The 20,174-nt window shown below is 66.7% G+C and carries 14 protein-coding genes and 1 pseudogene; 9 read left to right on the top strand and 6 right to left on the bottom strand.

Annotated features, from left to right (window positions below):
- The first annotated feature begins 186 nt into the window (after positions 1-186).
- The gene (locus tag ABD810_RS36275; protein WP_344951742.1) at positions 187-1,497 is read left to right on the top strand and encodes a tyrosine-type recombinase/integrase; all 1,311 of its coding nucleotides are present in this window, start codon (positions 187-189) and stop codon (positions 1,495-1,497) included.
- A gap of 243 nt (positions 1,498-1,740) precedes the next feature.
- On the opposite strand, the gene ABD810_RS36270 is transcribed toward ABD810_RS36275, so the two are convergent.
- Positions 1,741-4,665, bottom strand: coding sequence for a tetratricopeptide repeat protein (locus ABD810_RS36270; RefSeq protein WP_344951739.1), 2,925 nt, complete (start codon positions 4,663-4,665; stop codon positions 1,741-1,743).
- 419 nt (positions 4,666-5,084) lie between these two features.
- Positions 5,085-5,660 (bottom strand): thermonuclease family protein, encoded by a 576-nt coding sequence (locus ABD810_RS36265; protein WP_344951736.1) that lies wholly within the window; start codon positions 5,658-5,660, stop codon positions 5,085-5,087.
- Positions 5,661-6,227: 567 nt separating this feature from the next.
- Here ABD810_RS36265 and ABD810_RS41205 point away from each other — a divergent pair.
- From ABD810_RS41205 to ABD810_RS36260, 3 genes and pseudogenes are all read left to right on the top strand, one after another.
- Positions 6,228-6,338, top strand: a pseudogene (locus ABD810_RS41205) (hypothetical protein); the annotation flags it as partial.
- Between the two features lie 18 nt (positions 6,339-6,356).
- Positions 6,357-7,190 carry a hypothetical protein gene (locus ABD810_RS41200; protein WP_425567026.1) on the top strand — a complete coding sequence of 278 codons (834 nt, stop codon included), beginning with the start codon at positions 6,357-6,359 and terminating at the stop codon, positions 7,188-7,190.
- A gap of 2 nt (positions 7,191-7,192) precedes the next feature.
- A complete protein-coding gene (locus tag ABD810_RS36260; RefSeq protein WP_425567024.1) occupies positions 7,193-7,939 on the top strand; it encodes a hypothetical protein in 747 nt (248 codons plus the stop codon).
- 561 nt (positions 7,940-8,500) lie between these two features.
- Here the strand turns inward: ABD810_RS36260 and ABD810_RS36255 are convergent.
- Together ABD810_RS36255 and ABD810_RS36250 are read right to left on the bottom strand one after the other, a co-directional pair.
- Positions 8,501-9,970, bottom strand: coding sequence for a pentapeptide repeat-containing protein (locus ABD810_RS36255; RefSeq protein ID WP_344951730.1), 1,470 nt, complete (start codon positions 9,968-9,970; stop codon positions 8,501-8,503).
- 482 nt (positions 9,971-10,452) lie between these two features.
- Positions 10,453-11,034, bottom strand: coding sequence for a hypothetical protein (locus ABD810_RS36250; protein ID WP_344951727.1), 582 nt, complete (start codon positions 11,032-11,034; stop codon positions 10,453-10,455).
- 521 nt (positions 11,035-11,555) lie between these two features.
- Between ABD810_RS36250 and ABD810_RS36245 the strand changes: the two genes are divergently transcribed.
- From ABD810_RS36245 to ABD810_RS36230, 5 genes are all read left to right on the top strand, one after another.
- Positions 11,556-12,464 (top strand): hypothetical protein, encoded by a 909-nt coding sequence (locus tag ABD810_RS36245; protein ID WP_344951724.1) that lies wholly within the window; start codon positions 11,556-11,558, stop codon positions 12,462-12,464.
- A gap of 274 nt (positions 12,465-12,738) precedes the next feature.
- On the top strand, positions 12,739-13,236 hold the full coding sequence (locus ABD810_RS36240; protein WP_344951721.1) for a hypothetical protein: 498 nt from the start codon (positions 12,739-12,741) through the stop codon (positions 13,234-13,236).
- A 53-nt stretch (positions 13,237-13,289) separates the two neighbouring features.
- Positions 13,290-16,004 (top strand): tetratricopeptide repeat protein, encoded by a 2,715-nt coding sequence (locus tag ABD810_RS36235; protein WP_344951718.1) that lies wholly within the window; start codon positions 13,290-13,292, stop codon positions 16,002-16,004.
- 15 nt (positions 16,005-16,019) lie between these two features.
- On the top strand, positions 16,020-16,277 hold the full coding sequence (locus ABD810_RS41195) for a pentapeptide repeat-containing protein (protein ID WP_425567025.1): 258 nt from the start codon (positions 16,020-16,022) through the stop codon (positions 16,275-16,277).
- A 103-nt stretch (positions 16,278-16,380) separates the two neighbouring features.
- Entirely contained in the window at positions 16,381-17,142 is a 762-nt protein-coding gene (locus ABD810_RS36230) for a hypothetical protein (protein WP_344951715.1), read from the top strand.
- A 258-nt stretch (positions 17,143-17,400) separates the two neighbouring features.
- Here the strand turns inward: ABD810_RS36230 and ABD810_RS36225 are convergent, their stop codons facing one another.
- Complete coding sequence (locus tag ABD810_RS36225) at positions 17,401-17,706, bottom strand: hypothetical protein (RefSeq protein ID WP_344951712.1); 306 nt, start codon at positions 17,704-17,706, stop codon at positions 17,401-17,403.
- Positions 17,703-20,174 (bottom strand): polymorphic toxin-type HINT domain-containing protein (locus ABD810_RS36220; protein WP_344951709.1); only part of this gene is annotated, 2,472 nt, incomplete at its 5' end. The genes ABD810_RS36225 and ABD810_RS36220, both read right to left, overlap by 4 nt.

Below are 20,174 nucleotides of genomic sequence, written 5' to 3'. Positions count from 1 at the left end.
CCTCACCGGTCATGATCATCCGCGTTTGGGGCTGGTGACACGTTCGTTAACGGCACCCCCACCTGGACGCGCTGCTGGCCAACCTCAACGCCGATCTGGTCGTCGCCTGGACCTCGGCCGCTGCTGGTCCAGCGTTCACCGGGCGCGGGGAGGCACATATGCAGCGGGAAGATCAGGCGAGCAACGATGACGGTTGAGTCCCGCGATCCCGATCTGGACCCGGCGGCAGAGCACGGCTCTCCGCGCGCGGCGGCCGCCGCCATGCCGGACACCTTCGTACTGGCCCCCAGCGCGGTGTACCGGCCGGGCCAGTTGCCCGGCGGCCCCGCGGGCGCCGGTGCGACTTCGTCTGGCTCATCAGCTGGCACCGGCCATGAGCGGGTGCCGGCGGCGCGAGTCGCCGCCGCGCCGCCCGCGCCGCTGGTGGTCAGCGTCGGCGACATCGCCGGCCTGCGGCCACGCCGCTACCGCGACGATGGGGGAGAGGTCCCCGGCCCCGACGTCGACCTGGTCGACGCCCTCGACCGGGATACCTTCGGCGTGGTCGCCGCCTGGCTACGCGACAGCAACTCCGCCGCGACCCGCCAGACCCGGCTGCAGGTGCTGGCCGCCTTCCTGCGCTGGCTCGACACCCTCACCCCGCCGGTGCCCTTGCTCGCAGTCACCGAGGATCACTTGATCGCCTACCGTGACGCCGCCGCCACCGGCAGGCTCACCGTCGGTGTGCGCACCCCTGGCAAGATCCTCAGCCCGGCTACGGTGGCCAAACAGCGCAACAACCTGAGCAGCTTCTTCATCTACGCCCGGCGCCGCAAAGTGCTCACCCACAACCCCGCCGCCGACGTCATCGCGCCGAAGGTTCCCCGCGGCGGCCGCACCCAAGCGCTGACCCGCCAGGAACGCCTGCACCTGCGCGCGGGCCTGCAGACGCTGGCCGAGCAGGGCCGGCTGGTGGAGGCCGCGGTGATCGCCCTGCTGGACGACATCGCCGGCCGGGTCGGACTGCTCACCGGGCTGACCGTCGGCGACATCGACACCCGCACCGACATCAACGATCGCCGCCACACCGTGGTGACCTTCCGCAACAAGGGCGGCGAATACGTGCACCTGCCCATCGCCGACCCGCTCACCCGCCACCTGCTGAACCAGCTCTGCAAGGGCCGGCCCGCCACCGCTTTGCTGTTCACCCAGCACGATGGCCGACCCGTCGACCGATGGTGGGCCAGCGCCGCACTCACCGCCGCGGCGATCGCCGGTGGCATACCCAAACAACGCGCCGAGCAGCTGCACCCGCACATGCTGCGCGCCACCGCCATCACCGAACTCCTCGAAGACGGCGCACCAGCAGAACAGGTCCGCGACGCCGCCCAGCACGCCTCCATCGACACCACCCTGGACTACCGGGGCCGCCGCACCGACCTGGCCGACCACGTGCTGTACCGACGCGCAGGCGCCAACTCCATGCCGGCCGACGCCAACCCGGCGACCGAGGTCTAGGCCACCGGGCCAACCGCCGCCTACTGGTAAGTGCCGTTGTCACCATCGCCGCGGCCACCGGAGATCGTCGGCTTTGCGTGGGTGACCGCGAGACGGCGCGTTTGAACGGCATTCCTGCGCTCCGCTGAAAGCCGCGAACTGGTCATCTCTGATGCCCACGTCGGTCTGGTGCACGCCATAAACGGCGGTCTGCTTCCTGAGCTGGCTCTGGAGGCTGGCCGGTGGGTCGTCAGAACTGGTGATTCATGCAAGACCAGCACACTCCTGCCAGCGCGCCAGGTTGCCTCGGGTGGTCAGGGTGTCTGGGTGGTCAGGTCCCAGCACCCGCAGGCAGTCGGCGAGCACTTCGCCGTATGCGGTGGCCGCGCCGGCAGCGTCACCGGCCTCCCCCCGCCAGTGCGCCAGGTTGCTCCGGGTGGCCAGGGTGTGGGGGTGGTCGGGTCCCAGTAATCGCAGTAAGTTGGCGAGCAGCTCGTCGTGTGTGGTGGCCGCACCCGCCGCATCACCCGCCTTCCCCCGCCAGTTCGCCAAGATGATCCGGGTGTTCAAGATGCTTGGGTGGTCGGGTCCCAGTACCCGCAACTGGTCGGCGAGTAGTTCCTCTAAGTCGGCGGCCGCACCCGCCGCATCACCCGCCTTCCCCCGCCAGTTCGCCAAGCCTGCCCGGGTGTCCAGGGTGTGGGGGTGGTCGGGTCCCAATACCCGCAACTGGTCGGCGAGCAGTTCTGCTAAGTTGGCGGCCGCACCCGCCGCATCACCCGCCTTCCCCCGCCTGTTCGCCAAGATGGCCCGGGTGGTCAGGGTCTCGACATGGTCGGGTCCGAGCACCCGCAAGAAGTCGGCGAGCAGTTTCTCGAAGGTGCTAGCTGCACCCGCCGTATCACCCGCCAGCTCCCGCCAGCGCGCCAACTTGACCCGGGTGGCCAGGGTCTGGGGGTGGTCGGGTCCCAACACTCGCAAGAAGTCGGCGAGCAGTCCCTCGTACGCGGTCGCGGCACCCGCCGCATCACCGGCCTCCCCCCGCCAGTGCGCGAAATAGCCTCGGGTTTCCAAGGTGTGGGGGTGGTCGGGTCCCAACACTCGCAAGAAGTCGGCGAGCAGTCCCTCGTACGCGGTCGCGGCACCCGCCGCATCACCGGCCTCCCCCCGCGAGTACGCCAGGTTGTGCCGGGTGCCCAGGGTGTGGGGGTGGTCGGGTCCCAGTACCCGCAATTGGTCGGCGAGCAGTTCCTCCACCGCGGCTGCCGCGCCTACCACATCACCGGCCTCTACCCGCCAGGCCACCAAGTAGCCTCGGGTTTCCAAGGTGGCGGGGTGGTCGGGTCCCAGTACCCGCAATTGGTCAGCGAGCAGTTCCTCCACCGCGGTCACCGCGCCTGCCACATCCCCAGCCCTCCCCCGCCAGTGCGCCAAGCTGCCTCGGATCGTCAGGGTATGAGGGTCGTGGGGTCCTACAAGGTCGGTGGCGATTGTGCGCAGGCGTGTGCATTCGGCTATGGCTTCGTTGACCTGGCCGGTCTCGCCAAGGCTGTTGGCAGAGTGCAACAGCACCGGGTGGGCTTCGCCGTTCCACTCCCACAGGGCGGTACCGGTGGCCGTGTGCAGAACGGCGGTGTTGGCGCGCAGAACCGCGCCGATCTGGTCGCGTTCGATGGCGGGCCATGCCGCCTCCAGAGCGTCGGCGGCGGTGTGGGCGAGCTCGGTGTACAGATCGGGGCCGAGGTTGGGTTCGGTTGCCAGGTTCTCGCGGGTGGCACGCTGGATGAGCTGGTGGACGCGTACCTCGCGGTGGGTGGCGTTGCGGTCGTGGTCGATGAGGCTAAAGCGGTGCAGTACACGCAGCGCCTCATCGATGGTGTCCCCGTCGATTTCGGTGACGGACTTGGCCGCCCCTGCAGAAGGCGGAGGGAGGTAGGTGGCCAAGTATTCGCGGGCGGGCGCGCTGGTCAGGACGGTGGCCGGGATGCCGTTTGGGTCCAGCACGCTGGTCAGGTTCATCATCGGCCGGGCGAACCCGGCGGGCCGGACCCGGTCGGCTTGCTCGATCGACAGATCCCAGGTGGCAGCAATGATCTCGCGGTGGCCGTCGGGCAGCCCACCGAGTTCGGGGACGGTATGGGCCAGGAGCCGTTCGGCGAACAGGTCCCGGTAGCGGGCGCAGCCGATCTGCTGGTCGATCATGAACGCCGCCGCCTGCGCCAGGGCCAGCGGCAACCAGCCCAGATCCTCGATCAGCGCATCCAGCTGGGCCTGTTCACCGGCCAGGGCACCGAGTTTGGCGTGCAGGTAGGAGCGTGCCTCGTCGGTGGTGTACAGCCCGACCTCGACCATGTGGCGGCGGGGCCCGGCCAGGGCGGCGTCACGGCGGCGGGTCGTCACCACCGCCGTTCCCGCCGGGCACGCCGGCGGCCACAACTCCCGCAAGTCCTCGAGGTTGTGCACGTCGTCCAGCACCACCAACCACGCGGTGACGGTGGTGTCGGCCCAGACCAGGAACTCGCACGCTGCCCGTTCGGGATCCTCCCCGTCGGCCAAGCCGAGCTTGACGGCCGCATCCGCGTAGGCCTCAATGATCGCCGGGCGGGAGGACGCGGTCGCCCACACCAGCACCCGCACACCCTGCTCACGGGCATGACGGGCGTAGGCGGCCGCGAGCTGGGTCTTGCCGACCCCGCCCATCCCGGCCAGGACCTGGCACAGCACCACCGTCCCGTCCTTGGATGCGGCCTGCCGCAGACGGGTGGCGATATCGCGGTCCTGGAAACAGTCCGCCTCCGCCGGGATCTGACCAACCTGGACCACCGGCGGCGGCTCATAGGGGGGCACAACAGGGTGCGGGATGGGCGGCCGGCCACCGGTGTCCAACTCGGCCCGGGCCTTGCGCCGCGTCTCCTCCCACCACTCAGGCGGCTGGGTCACGAAGCCGGGGGTCATCTTGTGCGCCAGCGGCCGCAGGTACTCCTCGATCAACCAGTGCGCGGTGGCCTCATCGGAGGGAACCCGAATACCACGGCGCCACTCACTCCAGGACGAGACCGAGAACCTCACCCGGGGCCGCCGCGCCTTCGCTCTGGCCGCCATGGCCTCACCCGGCGGCCCGCCCGCCGCTAGGTGGAGTTCCCGTAATCGCTCCGCGTAGGCGGCCCTCCAGCTCAGCGGTTCGCTCATCGCACCCCCTCGGATCCGGATCGAAACCCTCCGGAAAACCCGCCCTCCCTGATATCCCCGAGGTCTCCTACCTTGCCCGGTAGCGCACCCAGGTGGAAGCGGAAGCCGGAAAACCCACCGGACAGGCCCAATCAACGGCAACGCCCCGGACACCAGAACCGGGACCCGCCGTCAGGAGACCTGCCATGTTCGACCGTCCGTTCGTCCGTCGTCTGGGTCGCGCCGCACTGGCCGCGGCTGTCCGCGGTGCGGCAGCGGCCGCTGCCGCGGCCCCCATCCAGCTGGCCCTGTGGTGGATCACTCACCGCTGACCGCACCACCAGACCCGGCTCCCGCAATGTGTTGTGGGAGCCGGGCCAGGCCCGCGTACGGCCTCGGCCGAACACCCTTCAGGAGGTATCGGCGCCCGGGTCGCGCGGCTACCGCTCACAGACGATGCCGTCCCCGTCGCGGTCCTGGTACCAGTTGTACTCCGGGTCCACGGTGCGCCTGTAGGGTCCATACCCGTTCCGGTTGGCCTCGGCGCAGGTGTCGAACCGCGGGTCATTGGCGGTGGGAGGCTTAGGTGTGGGGGTCGGCTTGGGCGTCGGGGGCGAGGAGCCGCTGTCACATTTGCCGGACCAGATCCGCAGCCGGCTGTTCTTGGCCTTGGTCTGCTCGGCGCGCATCACCTTGATGTACCGGTCGTTGGGCGGATACAGCACGGCTTTGCCGTACCCGTAACGGACCAGGTTGCGGTTGACGAACGTCCCTGCGCTGTTCCAGGCGTAGAACAGGTAGCGGCCGTAGGGATCCTTCAACTGCTCGTCCCGCAGCAGGTATGTCCTCGTGCCGACCGGCAGCAGCGCGGTTGTGCGGGCGGTTGCCGCCTTGGCCCAGCACTGCCCCTTCTCAGGGGTGTTGACCTCCAGCAGCCGAACGCGCAGCGTCCGCCCCTTGTAGAGGACATCCACAGTGTCCCCGTCAACGATCTTCTTGATCTTCGCCGACAACACGCCCTTGGGGACACTCCTTGGAACAGCAGCCACAGCGGCGTCGGCCGCGTGGACCGCGCCAGGAGCGACGAGCAGGCCACCAGCTAGAACGGCGGCAGAGAGCAGACAACGAGCGCGCAACGTGGCTCCTCGCGTGGGGGATGAGACCGAGAGAGGACGACTCCTAGTGAGAGGTGGTTGACCAGCTGTGCACCTGGAGCTCCCGGTGTATGAGCTCCGTGCTGTCGCCGGTGCCGTGGGCGTCCTGGTTGTGGGAACGCGGAATCGCATGGCTGCCAGGGGAGACCTGGGCGCAGAGGAGCGAAACCGAACGATTGGCCTACCTCGTCGCGCTGTAGAAGTCGGTGCCGCGTGAGGTGGCCTATGCGGCCCTCGACGCGCACCGAGCGATGACCGCGGCGCCCCGAGTCGCCGCCCAGTTGCAACAGGGCACAGACTCTGTCCTCGACTCATCGTCCAGGTCGTCCCTGATCCGCCAAGCTTGACCGATGCTCCATCGAACCCGTCGGTCCCTCGCCCCGGCCCGGGTCACCCTGGGGGTTGCCGGAAGTCTTCTCGCGCGGCACCGTGATCAGTGTGTTTGCCTCTCTGGGTTGCCCGTCCTGCCTGGCCCCTGCCGGCCACGGTTGCCGTCGGCGTGATGGCCGCCCACGCCTGCCGCACCTTGACCGTGCAGCCCTGGCCCTGGCCACCGTCGTGCTCGCGTGGACAACCAAGCGCTTAACCACTGCCGATGTCGCCGACAACCTGCTGCTGCTGATCGAGGCCGAACATACCCTCCGCCCGCATCGCGACGCCCGCAAGGCACTCGGCTTCGGCGATGACGACGACCAGCCTCCGGCACCCGAGTGGGAACGCGAAATGCTCCTGCTCGCAGCAAGCCTGCAAGACAGCGTCCAGGAGATCTTGGCCACCCTCAACGGCCGCAGCCTCACCCTGACCAGCGAGCGTGACCAGGCAGGCGACTTATACAGGACCCTGGTCTACCTCCGCGGGGCCATCGACCTGCTGCCCAAGGACGAGCACAACCCGCCCGGGCCGCTCTCCCTGCGCGACCTGCAGCGCCGGCAAGATCGCGCCCTCAACAAGCAGCTCATCACACGCACTCGTCGGCGCGATGAGCTCGCCCAGCGCCAGCAGGACCCGGACATGTCACCCGCGCGGTGGCGAATCGTCCGCTACGAGCCCAACGGCTACTTCCAAGCCGGGCTTGACGACGGCCATGGGCCGCTCGGTCCCCGGTACGGCGGTGGGCACCGGTGCGCCAAGCCGTCCCCGGCCTGCTGCGCGCCTGGAGCGTTCCCGCCCATCGTCCCCTCGAAATCATCTGGCAATGTGAGACCCCACCGGATCCAAGCCAACTGCTGCCCTACGGCGGCTGGTTGCCCGAGCACCGCGGCAACGACCCCGACCACCACCACGGCGCCCACCACGCGATCGGCCAGCTGTGGCATCACCACCTCGACCAGCACCGGGCCCGGTTCGCCGCCTACATACGCCAGGTACAGCACGACTGGCCCGGCCAGCTGAGCGTGGCCGAGTTCCTGGAGCGACGCACCGCCGAACTCAACGCCTCCCAGCCGCCGGCACCCGACCTCGACCAACTGCTGGAACCCACACATCTTCATCACAACGAGATCGGACCGAGCTCTTCTGACCTGATCGGGCTGGGCACCATGGCCACCTGCGGGTGGATCGACCCGGTCGCCGTCGCCACCGTAGGACAGCGGATTTGGAACGACTTCGCCAGCCACCGGCCCGCCATGCTCACCGCATTGCTCAACCCCGCCGTCGAGGAGGCTCTGCGCGTCTGGAGCCTGGACGACGACCCGGTTCGCGTCAATCGCATCCCCGGCCCCGCCGGGCCGCTCTACACGCTGGGCGAGAACGGCGCCCACCGGCTGACCGCCGCCCGCTTGGCCGCGCTGCCGGGCATCTGGGCGACCATCGACCAGCCCGCACTCCCGCTCCAGGTACAGCCTTACCAGACAGGCATCCGCCGTGACGACGCCCCCCAACTTCTCACCTGCTGGCGTGGCCTCCTGGCCCGCGGCCTGGTCACCGGCGACATCTGCGTAAACCCTGACTTGCTGGCGCTCAGCACGCTGCACCTGGACGATGTTGCCGCGATCTGGCTGCTGGCCGCCCCCGCCCAGGCCATCGCCTGGGCCGCCATCTACAGCCGTGCCTACCCCGGGGCACTGGCCGCCCTGGGCATCACTCCTCAGGCCTATGCCGACGAGCGCGCCTGGACCACCTGGCTGGCCACCGGGACGTAGAACAGCACCTTCACCTGCGGATGATGGGCCCCGACCGCGGGCTCGGCGCCATAAGCGATCATGCGCCGGTCCTGGTCCACTGCCTGACCCCCAGTTGGGGGACCATCAGCCCCAGGTGTGGCCGCCGGCGCGGTGGACCGCCACCGTGCGCCCGGCGGCCGATCCCCGTTGAGGTCCAGCATCGGTGGTATCACCGCGCCCCGGGGGAGGTCAGGATGGAGGCGCATCGGGAGGCGAGACAACGCCTGCGGACGCGAAAGATGCAACGCTGCATTGCCGACTGTCACGGTGCCTTTACGACGTAGATTCACAACCGTTAAAGCCACCGGTTCTCGACGCGAGCCAGCGTGTACTGGCGCTGACGGCACCGAGCATTGCAATACATCCGGCGCCGCCGCCCGTGCCGACGTGCTGATCGACGAAACTCCACCCGCACAAGACGATCCAGATAGCATCTGGCGAGCATGACCTGCTCGAGGCGCAGTACGCCCTCCGGCAGGTGTTCAACTCCCGGGTTCCGGTTGTTCGTCGGCCCTCAGATCGTTACCGTGCCTGTGGCGTTCAAACAGCTTCTTGCTGTTGTGTCGTCTCTTCCGGATATTCACTGACCTGGGGGTCCTTTCGCACCAGTTCCATGGTCTCCGAGCCGTCGGACCTGACCGCCTCGCTCCACCCAGTGGGCCAGGACCGCCGGGCATTCGTGCTCGGCACTACCGTGGCCTCCTGCAGAGCGATCCCGCTGGCGAAGGCGGCCACCCCGAAGGAGACTCCCCCTGCGAACCGTGCTTGCCGGAAGACGGTCTCGTCCATGAACGCGGCTCCGTCGAAGACCGCTTGCTGCGTGAAGGCCGCCGCGCGGAAGAGGGCACGGTCTTTGAAGACCGTCCGGCTGAAGAGCGCGGTTTCCGTGAAAGTGGCTCCCCGGAAGTCCGCCCGGATGGCGAATACGGTCTCCCGGAATACCGCGTCCTGTGTGAAGAGCGCCTCTGCGAAACACGCCTTGTAGTTGGCCTCTCCCCAGGATGCCCTGCCGGTGAAGATGGCTCCGCTGAACACCGTCCGTCCCTCGAACGTGGCTCGGTCGAAGCGGGCGAATCCCTCAAATGTGGCTCCGCCGAATCCTGCCCAGCGTATCCGGCAGTCGACGAGATCGAGCTTCACCAGCCATGCGCCGGTGAGTTCCAGGTCGACGTCCGGCCAGAACAGGCCGGGGGGCAGGCGTTCGGACCTGTTCCAGCGCAGATGGTTGCGGAGTATCCGCTGGGCCGTGGTGCGGACCTGAAGCTCCTGCGGGTCCACCAGCTCCCTGATCTCTTCTTCGGGGTTCGCAGGGTGATCTGTTCCCTCTCCCTGCTGCGCCGTTGCGGGTGAGGCCAGGACCGGAGGCATGCGGAGGTAGGCGCAGATCACGTCGACGACCGTCTGTCGATGTTCGGGATTGTTCTGGGCGACACGCTCCAGGGCGTACAGACCCGCCAGCCGTACGGCTGCCTTGTCGTGCCCGAGTTGGTCGGTCGCCTTGGTGTAGAGCTCGGTCACCCGCTTTTCGTCGGCGTCGTATTCCTGGTACGCCTGCGTGCGCTCCCCAAGCCATTGCCGGCGCACGCCGAGCAGCAGCGCCACCAGCCCCGCAGCGCCGGCGCCGACGGTCAGACCGGTCTTCACGGCATCCAGCCGCAGCTCGACCCGCCTGGCGGCGTCCGGCGCGCCGTCCGCCAGGAACAGCAGAACCGCTGTGGCGCTCCACATGGAGATCACTATGATGACGATCCCGGCGAGGATCCACCACCACGACAGGACGCGTAGCGTCGCACGGCCGGGCCCTCGGCCCCGCCGCGACGACAACCCGAGGCCGACTCCCGCGAGCACCATGGCCGCCAGCAGCAGCACACCGGACACCGGCACGTAGGGTGCTACATCGGGCGCACCGGCCCTTCCTGCCACGGCCGCGGCCGCGGCCACCATCCCGGCTGCGATCACCGAGATGGTGCCGGTCGTGTTACGGCTCGGCCTGCGCCAGCGCTGCCCCATGACGGCAACCTACTACCTCAGGCCGGCAACCCAGGCGGGTGATCAACAGGCCCGGTCGCGCGGCACACCGCGGCCAGCTGGCATGGTGCGGTGACACCCGCACCCGCACCGACCGCCGATGCCGTCCCGGTGCCGACAGGCCCCATGGGTACACCTGCTGGCGCGGGAACAGCGGTCAACGCTGGCTGAGCCACCGCCGCATGACCAGCACCTGGCCGAAGTTGTCCGACAAGTGGCAGACGGGCACAGTGCGTCACGCTCGAGGTCGATGTCTCCCTGTCGCCCATCGTCGCGCCCCAAGGGCCGTAAAGCACGTCAGCCAGGGGCTGGCCTCCAAGGGCATCTTCGTGGTCGCGGGCCAGGCGTTCGCGTCCTCGCGGAGCGCCCACACGAGGAGAAGGACAGACGCAGATCAGGGTCCAACTCGGGCACGCATAGTGGTGCCTCTACAAGGGGGACGCCCTGCGTTGCCTCTCAACCTTCTATAGTGCTGGCGGGATCTCCCGCCTCTTCGGCCTGCCCAGGCGCCGCCCCTCCTCGTCGTGCTCCTGAAAGTCGATGTCCGTCTGGCAGGCGTCCAGGAATAGCTTCTCCGCCGTCTCCACCTCAGCGAGCAGTGCACTGCCTTGTGCCGAGTCGTAGTTCTGGTTGAACCACGTGATCTCGATCAGATCCTCGAACCTCGTCACGGCCACATAGAGGCGGTCGAGGGCTGGTCGCACCTCCGGGGAAGCCTGCAGCCGAGCGGCGACGTGGGCCGTAGCGAAGTCGGCAAGAAGTCCGTCTAAGGAAGCCAGGAGGCCTTCGGTGACTGGCCCTTCCCCGGGCGGCGACATGTCTGAGATCTCGTAGTACCACGCCCGCTGCCGCAGGTGGCGGACGATGAGCCTGGCCGCCCGTGCGAACTCGACGAACGCGTCCCGCCGAGCCTGTAGCCCGGCCAGCAGACGCTGCTGCTTGAACTGCCGTCGCTCTCGCGAATTTGTGAACACCATGGTGGTGGCTACGCCGAGGAGTGTCGCGGCGGCGGTGACGAGACTCGGGAGTTGCGTTGTCCAGTCCATCGCATCCAGGGGACTCGCCGCCCCAGACGGCTGTCAAGACTCGGCGCAAATGCGTGACGTCCCGCTTGTACAGTGTGGCCCGCTCTCCGGTGCGGAGGGCGGCGGCCAGTGCGTATTTGATGCCAGCTAAGCGCATCATCTGGTTGAGTTTCCATCGGTACAAAATTCTGCCCTGGCACTACGTGGAACTCGTATTGGTGCCAGCCGCACATGCTGAATGGTGATACTCCCGTCGCCGAGGCTGACCAGGTCGTGGAAGACTTCCACGAGCCCGTAGAAGGTGTCTTCGTTCCAGTCAGCAGGAACAAGCGGGCATAAGCCACCGATGCCGAGGCGGTGCTCGATGACGTCTGCAGAATCCGGCAGTTCCTCCTCGTCGTCAACGCAGGGCTGGCCGAAGGCCTCGATCAGGTAGCCCTTACTCGCAAGGCCCCTGCCGTTGGGCCCGCAGAACGGCCGTCGCGCAGGTCGGGCGCCTGGGGCTGGCATCCGCGAGGTCCCGGATCGACCAGGATGATGCGATGACACCCCCCCTCCCGGCGGAGTTCCTCACCAAGCACGCGGCCGTGCGCACCCGCACCGTTGACGACCACATGTTCGCCGTCGACCAGATAGGCCATCCGCCGGCCACGTTCCGGCTGCAGCTGTTCACCGCGCCCGGCGCCCAGCCGGTCGCCGTGGTCACCCAGGAGGAAGACGAAGGCCAGTCGCTGTCGAACGCCGCCGAGCAGTACGCCGCCGAGGTGTGGCGGCGGCACTGCGCCGAGTCGGCTCAGCCGCCCATCTGGATCGAGCACCAACTGCTGCCCGACAAACAATGGGAGCAGATGCTCGTGGTCGTCTTCACTACGACCGGCCCCTTCCAGCTCAAGGAACCGGACTGGAAGGCGATCACCGAGCTGCAGGTCGCCGAGCTGGTCGGCGCGCCCGTCGACCCTGGGCGCGGCGAGGGCTACCGCCCCCGACCGCCCAAGCCCAAGCCACAGAAGTTCTACCGCGTGAGGTGGGTCGCCGCCTTCCCCGGGCCCAAGCCCTACCGCGCCGAGTGCATGCCGGACCTGACCGGCTGGCAGCGCCTGGCCCGCCAGCTGCGCCCCCGTCCCCCGGCGCGCCAGTGCTGCTGGTACCACGGCGGCGACTGGCGGCGCGTGTGCTCGACGGCGATCCGCCTGGTCCGCCGCGCCGAACGCGCCGGGGTCCCCTACGAGGACATCCGCCAGGCCGTGCTCGACGACGCCCGCACCGAAGGGATGTCGGAGTGGGAGCTGGACGCGCTGAACACGCTGCTGGCCGACCCCATCGTGCTGGGCCACACCGGACGATGGCCAGCCTTCGCGCACGCCTCCTACGCCAATGGCCAGCATCGCTCCCAGGCGATGCTCGAGGCCGGGGTACGCCGCACCATCACCCTCGATTGGAGGTCTCCGTGACCGCCGCGGCCGCCGCCGGCCTCGGCCGGTGTCAGCTCGCCTCGGTCGGTGTCGGCTCACGACGTCCCTATGTTGGCTCCTGATAATGCCGGCAAGCACATCAGGAGGGCTGAGAGCCAGCCGGTGAACGCCACCGCGGGATATGGGGCATGGTCAGCAACCAGTACGGTGCGCCATCGATCTGGCACTGTTTGGCCTCGATCGCCTGCGATAGGCCAGTGTGTGTGCCGATGATGGAGGCATGAACGCGGGTCGGACGAGGTGGGCGTGGGCATTGCTGGCGGCGTCGATGGTGCTGCCGGTGGGGATCGCGGTGGCGAGCAATCAGATTCTCAACAACGGGAAATGGAACTGGTGGTGGGGCGCGCTCGCGGTGGCGTTGACCACCGTGAGCACGCTGGTGACTTACCACCTGACCGATCCTTCTCCAACGGCCGCATTCCGGGACAGTGCGCAGGCCACCTGGCCGGTCACGGACGGCACGACCGGCGGCGGCAAGGCGAGTCAGATTGTGAAGGGCTCCACCGCTGGAGGGGACATCACCCAGGTCCGGGAGGCTGGAGGCAGCGTGCGTATCGTCCGCGACCGCGCCGCCACCCGCTTCTCTCCTCCACCAGCTCCGCCGACGCCCGATCCCTCGGTGGAGCTGCCGGCCCAGGACGCCGGGTCACGGCCGAGCGGCGGGGACCAGATGGTGACTGGTTCTCATGCCGGCGGGTCGATCGACCAAATCATCGGGGTGCAGGGCGATGTGGACATCCAGTCTTCATGACTAGCCCAGCACCGCCACCGCGATCAGAGTCCCTGGACCGGTCGACGCAGTCGGTGACCCGCACCCAGGTGTATGGTCACCTAGTTCAGATCAACCAGGTCGAGGGGAATGTCACCGTCCGCCTGGGCCAGATGGACCCCGCGCCTGAGCGGGACGTCCAACAGATCATCGAGGGAGACATCCCACAGCAGCCGCGCGGATTCCAGCTCCGCGAGGAGTTGCTGGAGCGGTTGCACGGCCAGGTGGCCGCGACCGGGGCCGCAGTGGTGTCCGCGGTGACCGGCAAGCCCGGCGTGGGCAAGACCATGCTGGCTGCTGCATATGCCTGGAGCTGCCAAGCCGCCGGATGGCCGGTGGTGGCCTGGATCGCAGCCGAGACTGGAGATCAGATCCAGACCGGGCTGGCCGGCCTAGCCGAACGGCTACGACTGCGCCAGGCCGACGATGACGCCACCACGGCAGCCAAGCGTGCCCGAGACTGGCTCGCCGCCACCCACTGGCCGAGTCTGGTGGTATTCGACAACGCCGTCGATGTGGAGCAAGTGCGTGCGTGGTGTCCGGCCACCGGCGCGACTCGGATGATCATCACCTCTCGCAACCGCGCCTTCGAGCGGTCGTACGCCCAGGTGCCGGTGGAGGAGTTCACCCCTGACCAGGCCGAGGCATTTCTGCGCGAACGCACCGGGCTGAACGACCAGGCGGCGGGTGAACTAGCGGCGGAACTGGGGCATCTTCCGCTGGCGCTGGCCCAGGCAGCAGCCTTGATCGTCCGTCGACACCTGAACTACGCAGATTACCTACGGCTGCTGCGTGCTTTCCCCCTGGACAGGTATCTGCCAGCGCAGGTTGGGGACCAGTACCCGACCGGCACCGCCCAAGCAATCCTGCTCGCCTTGGTCCAAGCGGAGGAAGCCCGCCCGGCCGCCCGGCGAATGCTGGAGATGCTTGCGGTGCTGTCTCCTGCCGGTATCCCCCGCCCCATCCTCTATGGCACACGGGGCTTAGCTGAATCAGGTGACTTGGCTGAACAGGCCGAGATCGTGCGGGGACAGATCGATGAGGAACTGGCCGAACTCGCCGACACCTCGCTGATCTCCTTCACCGAGGACGGCAGCACCGTACTGATGCACCGACTGGTGCAACGGGTACTACGCGAAAACGCCCAGCACGAGAACCGGCTCAATGCTGCTCTCTCCGACGCCACCGCACTGTTGTATCGGTTCAACGACGCCCTGCCCGAGGGACACGCCACCTGGGCCGCCCGCCCGGCGGTGGAGATGCTGATGGGGCAGACCACCGCCCTGCACACCATCGCCCATTGCAAGGACGCCCTCACCGATAAGTTGCTCGATTTACGCGCTTCGTGCGGTCGATACCTAATCCACCTGGCTGACCTGGGCCGTGCTATCCCGCTGTTGGAACAGACCCTCGCCGAGCGGGAGCAGGTACTGGGCCATGACCACCCCGACACACTCGTCTCGCGTAACAACCTCGCCCAGGCCTACCAGGCGGCAGGGGATCTCGGCCGTGCTATCCCGCTGTTGGAACAGACCCTCGCCGAGTGCGAGCGGATCCTCGGCGATGACCGCCCATTCACGCTGATCTCACGCAATAACCTGGCGAACGCCTATCAGTTAGCGGGCGATCCCGGCCGTGCTATCTCGATGTTGGGGCAGGCCCTCGCCAAGCAGGAGCGGATACTTGGCGATGACCACCCCAACACGCTCGTCTCGCGGAATAACCTCGCCTCCGCCTATGAGGCCGCGGGGGACCTGCGCCGTGCCATCCCGATGTACAAACAGACCCTCGCCGAGTGCGAGCGGGTGCTGGGAGATGACCATCCCGACACACTGTCCACGCTTAGCAACCTTGCCCACGCCTACCAGGCGGCAGGGGATCTGCGCCGTGCCATCCGGCTGTACAAGCACGGCCTCGCCAAGCAGGAGCGCATACTTGGCGATGACCACCCCGACACACTGGCCTCGCGTAACAACCTCGCCCACGCCTACCACGCGGCGGGTGCACTGGGCGAGGCTATCCCGCTGTTAGAGCAGACCCTTGCCAAGCAGGAGCTCATACTGGGCGATAACCACCCCAACACGCTGCTCTTGCGCAACAACCTCGCCCAGGCCTACCAGGCGGCGGGGGATCTGCGCCGTGCTATCCCGCTGTTGGAGCAGAGCCTCGCCAAGCAGGAGCGGATACTTGACGATGACCACCCCGACACGCTCGTCTCACGCAATAACCTCGCCTCCGCCTATGAGGCCGCGTGGGATCTAGGTCGTGCCGTCCGGCTGTACAAGCAGACCCTCGCCAGGTGCGAGCGAGTGCTGGGCGGGAACCACCCGTACACACTGCTCCTGCGCAATAACTTGGCGGGCGCCTACGCAACAGCAGGCAATCTAAGTCGTGCCATCCCGATGTACGAGCAAACTCTCGCCGAGCGGGAGCGGGTGCTGGGCGGTGATCACCCCGACACACTGACCACACGTAACAATCTGGCGGGTGCCTATGAGTCGGCAGGGGATCTGGGCCGGGCCATTCCGATGTACGAGCGCACGCTCACCGGGCGGGAGCAGGTACAGGGCGGTGACCACCCCGACACCCTCGTCTCGCGTAACAACCTGGCCCACGCCTATGAGTCGGCGGGTATCCTGCGCCATGCCGTCCGGATGTACAAGCAGACGCTCGCCGATTGCGAGCGGGTGCTCGGCGGTGACCATCCGATTACACGAGCGGTCCGCGGCAACCTACAGCGGGTCCAGTGACAGAGCAACACGAACCTGACCAGCACCGACCTAAGCGGCTCGACCCTCAGTGGTGATCTGCGCAACGCGGACCCGGAGAAAGCAAGGCTGGAGAACGCGGACCTGAGCTTCGCGCACCTGCGTGGCGCGGACCTGAGCAGCATCGTCGACATGGTGAAACAAGAGGTACGGCGCGTGCCCGTGTCGATTCAAAGACCCGGGTCTGATCACCCCTCAGCGGCTGTGTGGGCCGATGTCGTCTCCCGTGCACCCACGTCGACCTCTGGCTCCTGATAATCATCCCTCCCAAGAGCCATAACCATGATCGGTACCATGTCCGGGGAAGCACCCCGAGACGGCGAAAGGACCACTCCCTCATGCCCCTCCGTCGGTCGACTTGCGCCGCCGCCTGGCCTTTATCCGCTACATCCACCACCTCGGCGTCGACCAGGCCAGCCTGCCTGAGCCGCCGTCATCGGCGAGCATCCTGATGTTCCACGACGCGGTGGAAGGCTTCCTCCTACTGGCTGCGGAGCACCACGGCGTCACACCGCCGACTGAGTTCGAAAAGTACTGGCAGGTCCTCAAGACGACGGCCGGGGTGGGCCTGCCCATCCGGCAGGGCATGAAGCGGCTCAACAAGATCCGGGTCAACCTCAAGCACAACGGCAGCCGGCCCGATCAGGAGACCATCGACCAGGCCCGCTCGGATACCACCGCGTTGTTCCAGGAGGCCACGCCGCTGGCTTTCGGCCTGGACCACGCCACCGTCTCCATGGCTGATCTGATTTCCTACCAACCGGTGCGTGAGCTGGTGCGCGAGGCCGAGACCGCCAGCGCCGGTGGCGATCACATCACCGCGATGATTGCGCTCGCCGACGCCAGCAAGAAGAGCCCTTCCCATCGCCGCCGGTTATGTTGTCCGGCCGGTTCAAGCGGTACTACGGCCACCTCCGACGCCCACCCGGCCAGCCACCACTTCCCGAGGTCATCGGTTATAGAACGCCACGCTCCGGTGACACCTTTCCGTAGGTCACCGGGACGGGGGGCCTCCCCAGTTCCCGCCATCACTATCGGCACGTTCCGCGCCCCATACGCCAAAGAGTCCTTAGCGGCTGCACATTCCAGGCTCTTGAGCGCGTCCATGGCCTTCCCCTGATTTTGAGGGGCTCGGCTCTCCCTTGTCCCGCCCAAGGGCGCCTGAGTAACGACGCCGCAGGCTTCGCTTCATGCTACGGACACGCGACGACGAGCTTACGAACACCAAGATCAGCCGCTATGTCACTGCTTCATCTCCTGCTTTGCTGGGCGCACGAGATTCCCTCAATGAGAGCGGCGGCCCGGGTGAGGTAGACGGCGACCGCGTCGATCTGGTGCTGGTCGGTGTAGCCCATACACTTTCTCCTACCAAAGCATCCTATGCCTCAGATTCAGCACCGATGGCACGAATCACCTCAGCAAGCCAAACGAACCCGTAGCCGACTACTTTCCCCTCGTCATCGACCATGGCTTCGAGACTGCGCCATGCATCTGAAACTGTACCAATTGTCAGCTCAGGCGGCTCAGAATATACATCACTTTGAGATGTTACCGGTACTGACCAAAAGGCGTCATTCCGAATAACGATCCAACCATCCGCATTCTTGGCCGCCACGTGTCGCATAAGCAGGTCGAACGCTTCGCGCAGCCTCTCCTCCGAGATCCGGGTTATCTGCTCGTTCACTTACACCCTCGCAATCCGATCTTTTTTATGTTGTCCTGAAACGTTCTTATCTCTTGCCGCAGATGCCTAGCCCTACCGTCGATGATTCTCTGTCGAACTTCATCATTCGGCGCATTCTTCAAGAACCCCTTATTATCATACGCATCAGGGTCGGCCAAATAATCAGCTAGCTTCTTTTCGTGCTCAGCTATCAAATCTTGGTATGACTGGATAGACCTGTGCTGCTCTGGCGTTAGGTCGCCACCGTCGTTGTGGACGAGGACGGGTGTAACACCTGCTTGTACATAGTATGTATGCAGACCCGCGACGGTCAGATTGTGGACGCGTTGAAAGCTGGTCCATTTTCTGACCGCTGCAATCTTGACAGTGGCGCCGGCATCGGCGTGTAGGAGCATACCGACGCGGAGTTCGGCGGCAGTGAGCCACTTGCGAAGTCCAGGCACCCAGAAGGAGTGACCGTCGGTGGCGATCACGATGTCTGTTGCGTTGCCCCAGCTGCCGTCGATGTTCACCGTGATCTCTATAAGGCTCTTGTCGCCGTCGCCGGTTATGAGGTCAAGGACCAGACGTGGGCCCGACTGTCCGCTTTCGGGGTCAGTTGCCTGGACAAGGTCACCCACCTGCACATCTTCGATCGACTTGCTCGTTCCGTCGGCCATCAAAACCAAGGTCCCGGCAATGAAGCTGTTGCCAGTCAGACATTTCGCTGCCGGCTTCAGTAGTTTGGGCAGCTTGCCGCCGAGCTTGATGCCGCCGCTGAGGAGCTTGCCGCCCGGAATGAGGCTAACGCCCCCTGATACGCAGTCCAGTAAATTGGGGTCGGCTATGCAGTTGACTGCGTCACCGACCGTCAGATCACAGATGATGTTGTCGCTGCACTGCTGTGCGACCTCTTGTAGATTGGTTGGCTCTCCCTCACTTGAACAGGGGACGTACCACGTACCGAAGAACCCGCCGCTGCCTGAGTTGCCGCAGTTGGCCGGAGCTCCGCACGTGCCCAAGCAAGAGACGAGGTCAGGGTCTGGTGCAGGACAATCCGGATCGGGGGACCAAAGGTCGCAGTTTAATTCCAGGTCATCGTTGGCATAATTGTAGGGCTCATAGCCGCATTTCTTTCCGCAGCCGTGAGTTTGGTGCGGGTCCGGCGAATCGCAGAACCCCTGCTGGGGACCTTTGCGACAGTCAATGACCGGCTCGCGTGGGGGTGCAGGTTTTCTACCCCCGCCGCCGCCGCCACCACCGCCACCTCCGTCGCCGCCAGTCGGGGCGTGGCGATTGCAATTCGGCACCATACCGACGAGCAGTGATCCAATAGATGCCGAAGCCTTACACGGATCGCCGGGAGAACTGTCGGGCTTTGCCGTTCGGCACTGGGGTTTGTACGCCGAACAGGTATCATCCACCGGTGGGGGAGCCGACTTACGTTTGAAGGATTTCGGGGGGTCCTCTTCCCACACGCGCACGTATGTGCAAATTGGAATCCGTTGGGATGGGCCAGCTAGCCCACAGACTTGCTGATATACCCACTCGTGCCCGCTCGGGTCGACGCCGCTCAGCGGACTCGCGTTTCCGTAGGCGTATCGGTTAGCCCGGCCCGACGGTTCAGGGTTCAGGGTCCAGGTGTCGCGGCTCGAGAACGTGCCGGTACCTGGCTGGTACCAGCGGGCATGCATGTTGACCTTGCCTGTCGTGGGGTCGGTGAACTCACCCTGGTAGCCAAGGGCGTGCTTGGCACCGTTTCTCCCGGTTTCCTCACCAAACGGGTTGTAGGCCACCGAGTCGGCCAGTGAGGTCCCCGTCGGCTGGAAGGTCCCGACGACGTCGCCGTGCTGGTCGGCGAAGGCGAAGCGGGGACCGGTGCCGTCGGAGATGCCGATCGGTTCGCCGGCGATGCCCCGGCTGTAGGTGGCTTGCTTAACCCCGGCCGCGTCGGTCATGGCGACGATGTCGTTGGCCAGGTCACCGTAGAGGTACCGGCTGATGGCTCCGCCCTGGGTCCGACTGGTCACGCGATCCAGAGCGTCGTAGGTGTAGGTCGCCTCGCCGTCGCTGGTCATCCGGTCGAACGCGTCGAACTTCAGCAGCTTGGTGACGCCGCTCTTGGTCTCGCTGGCAGTCGTGCCACGTGCGGTGTATGTGTAGGTGCCGTCACCGGACAGCAGCCGGTTGCGTTCGTCGTAGGTGAAGGTCTTGGCGCCGGCCTGGATACGGTTGCCTGAGTCGTCCCAGGCGTAGTCGGTGACGGCGCCGCCGGGGGCGGTCCAGGAGGTCAGCCGGTTGCTGTGGTCGTAGGTGTAGGTATTGGTGCCCGCGCCGGCGGTCCCGGCGGTGGTCTTGGTGGTGAGGTTGTCGTCGCGGTCGTAGCCGTAGGTGATGGAGGCGATGGCGGCGCCGGCGGAGGTCTTCAGGGTGTCGCCGGTGAGGCGGTCCATCGAGTCATAGGAGTAGGTGCGCTTGGGTCCGTTGGT

It is taken from the genome of Sphaerisporangium flaviroseum (assembly GCF_039537005.1).
Classification (GTDB): domain Bacteria; phylum Actinomycetota; class Actinomycetes; order Streptosporangiales; family Streptosporangiaceae; genus Sphaerisporangium; species Sphaerisporangium flaviroseum.
Note: the sequence above shows the minus strand (reverse complement) of the source record. Positions and strands in the feature narration are given on the sequence as shown.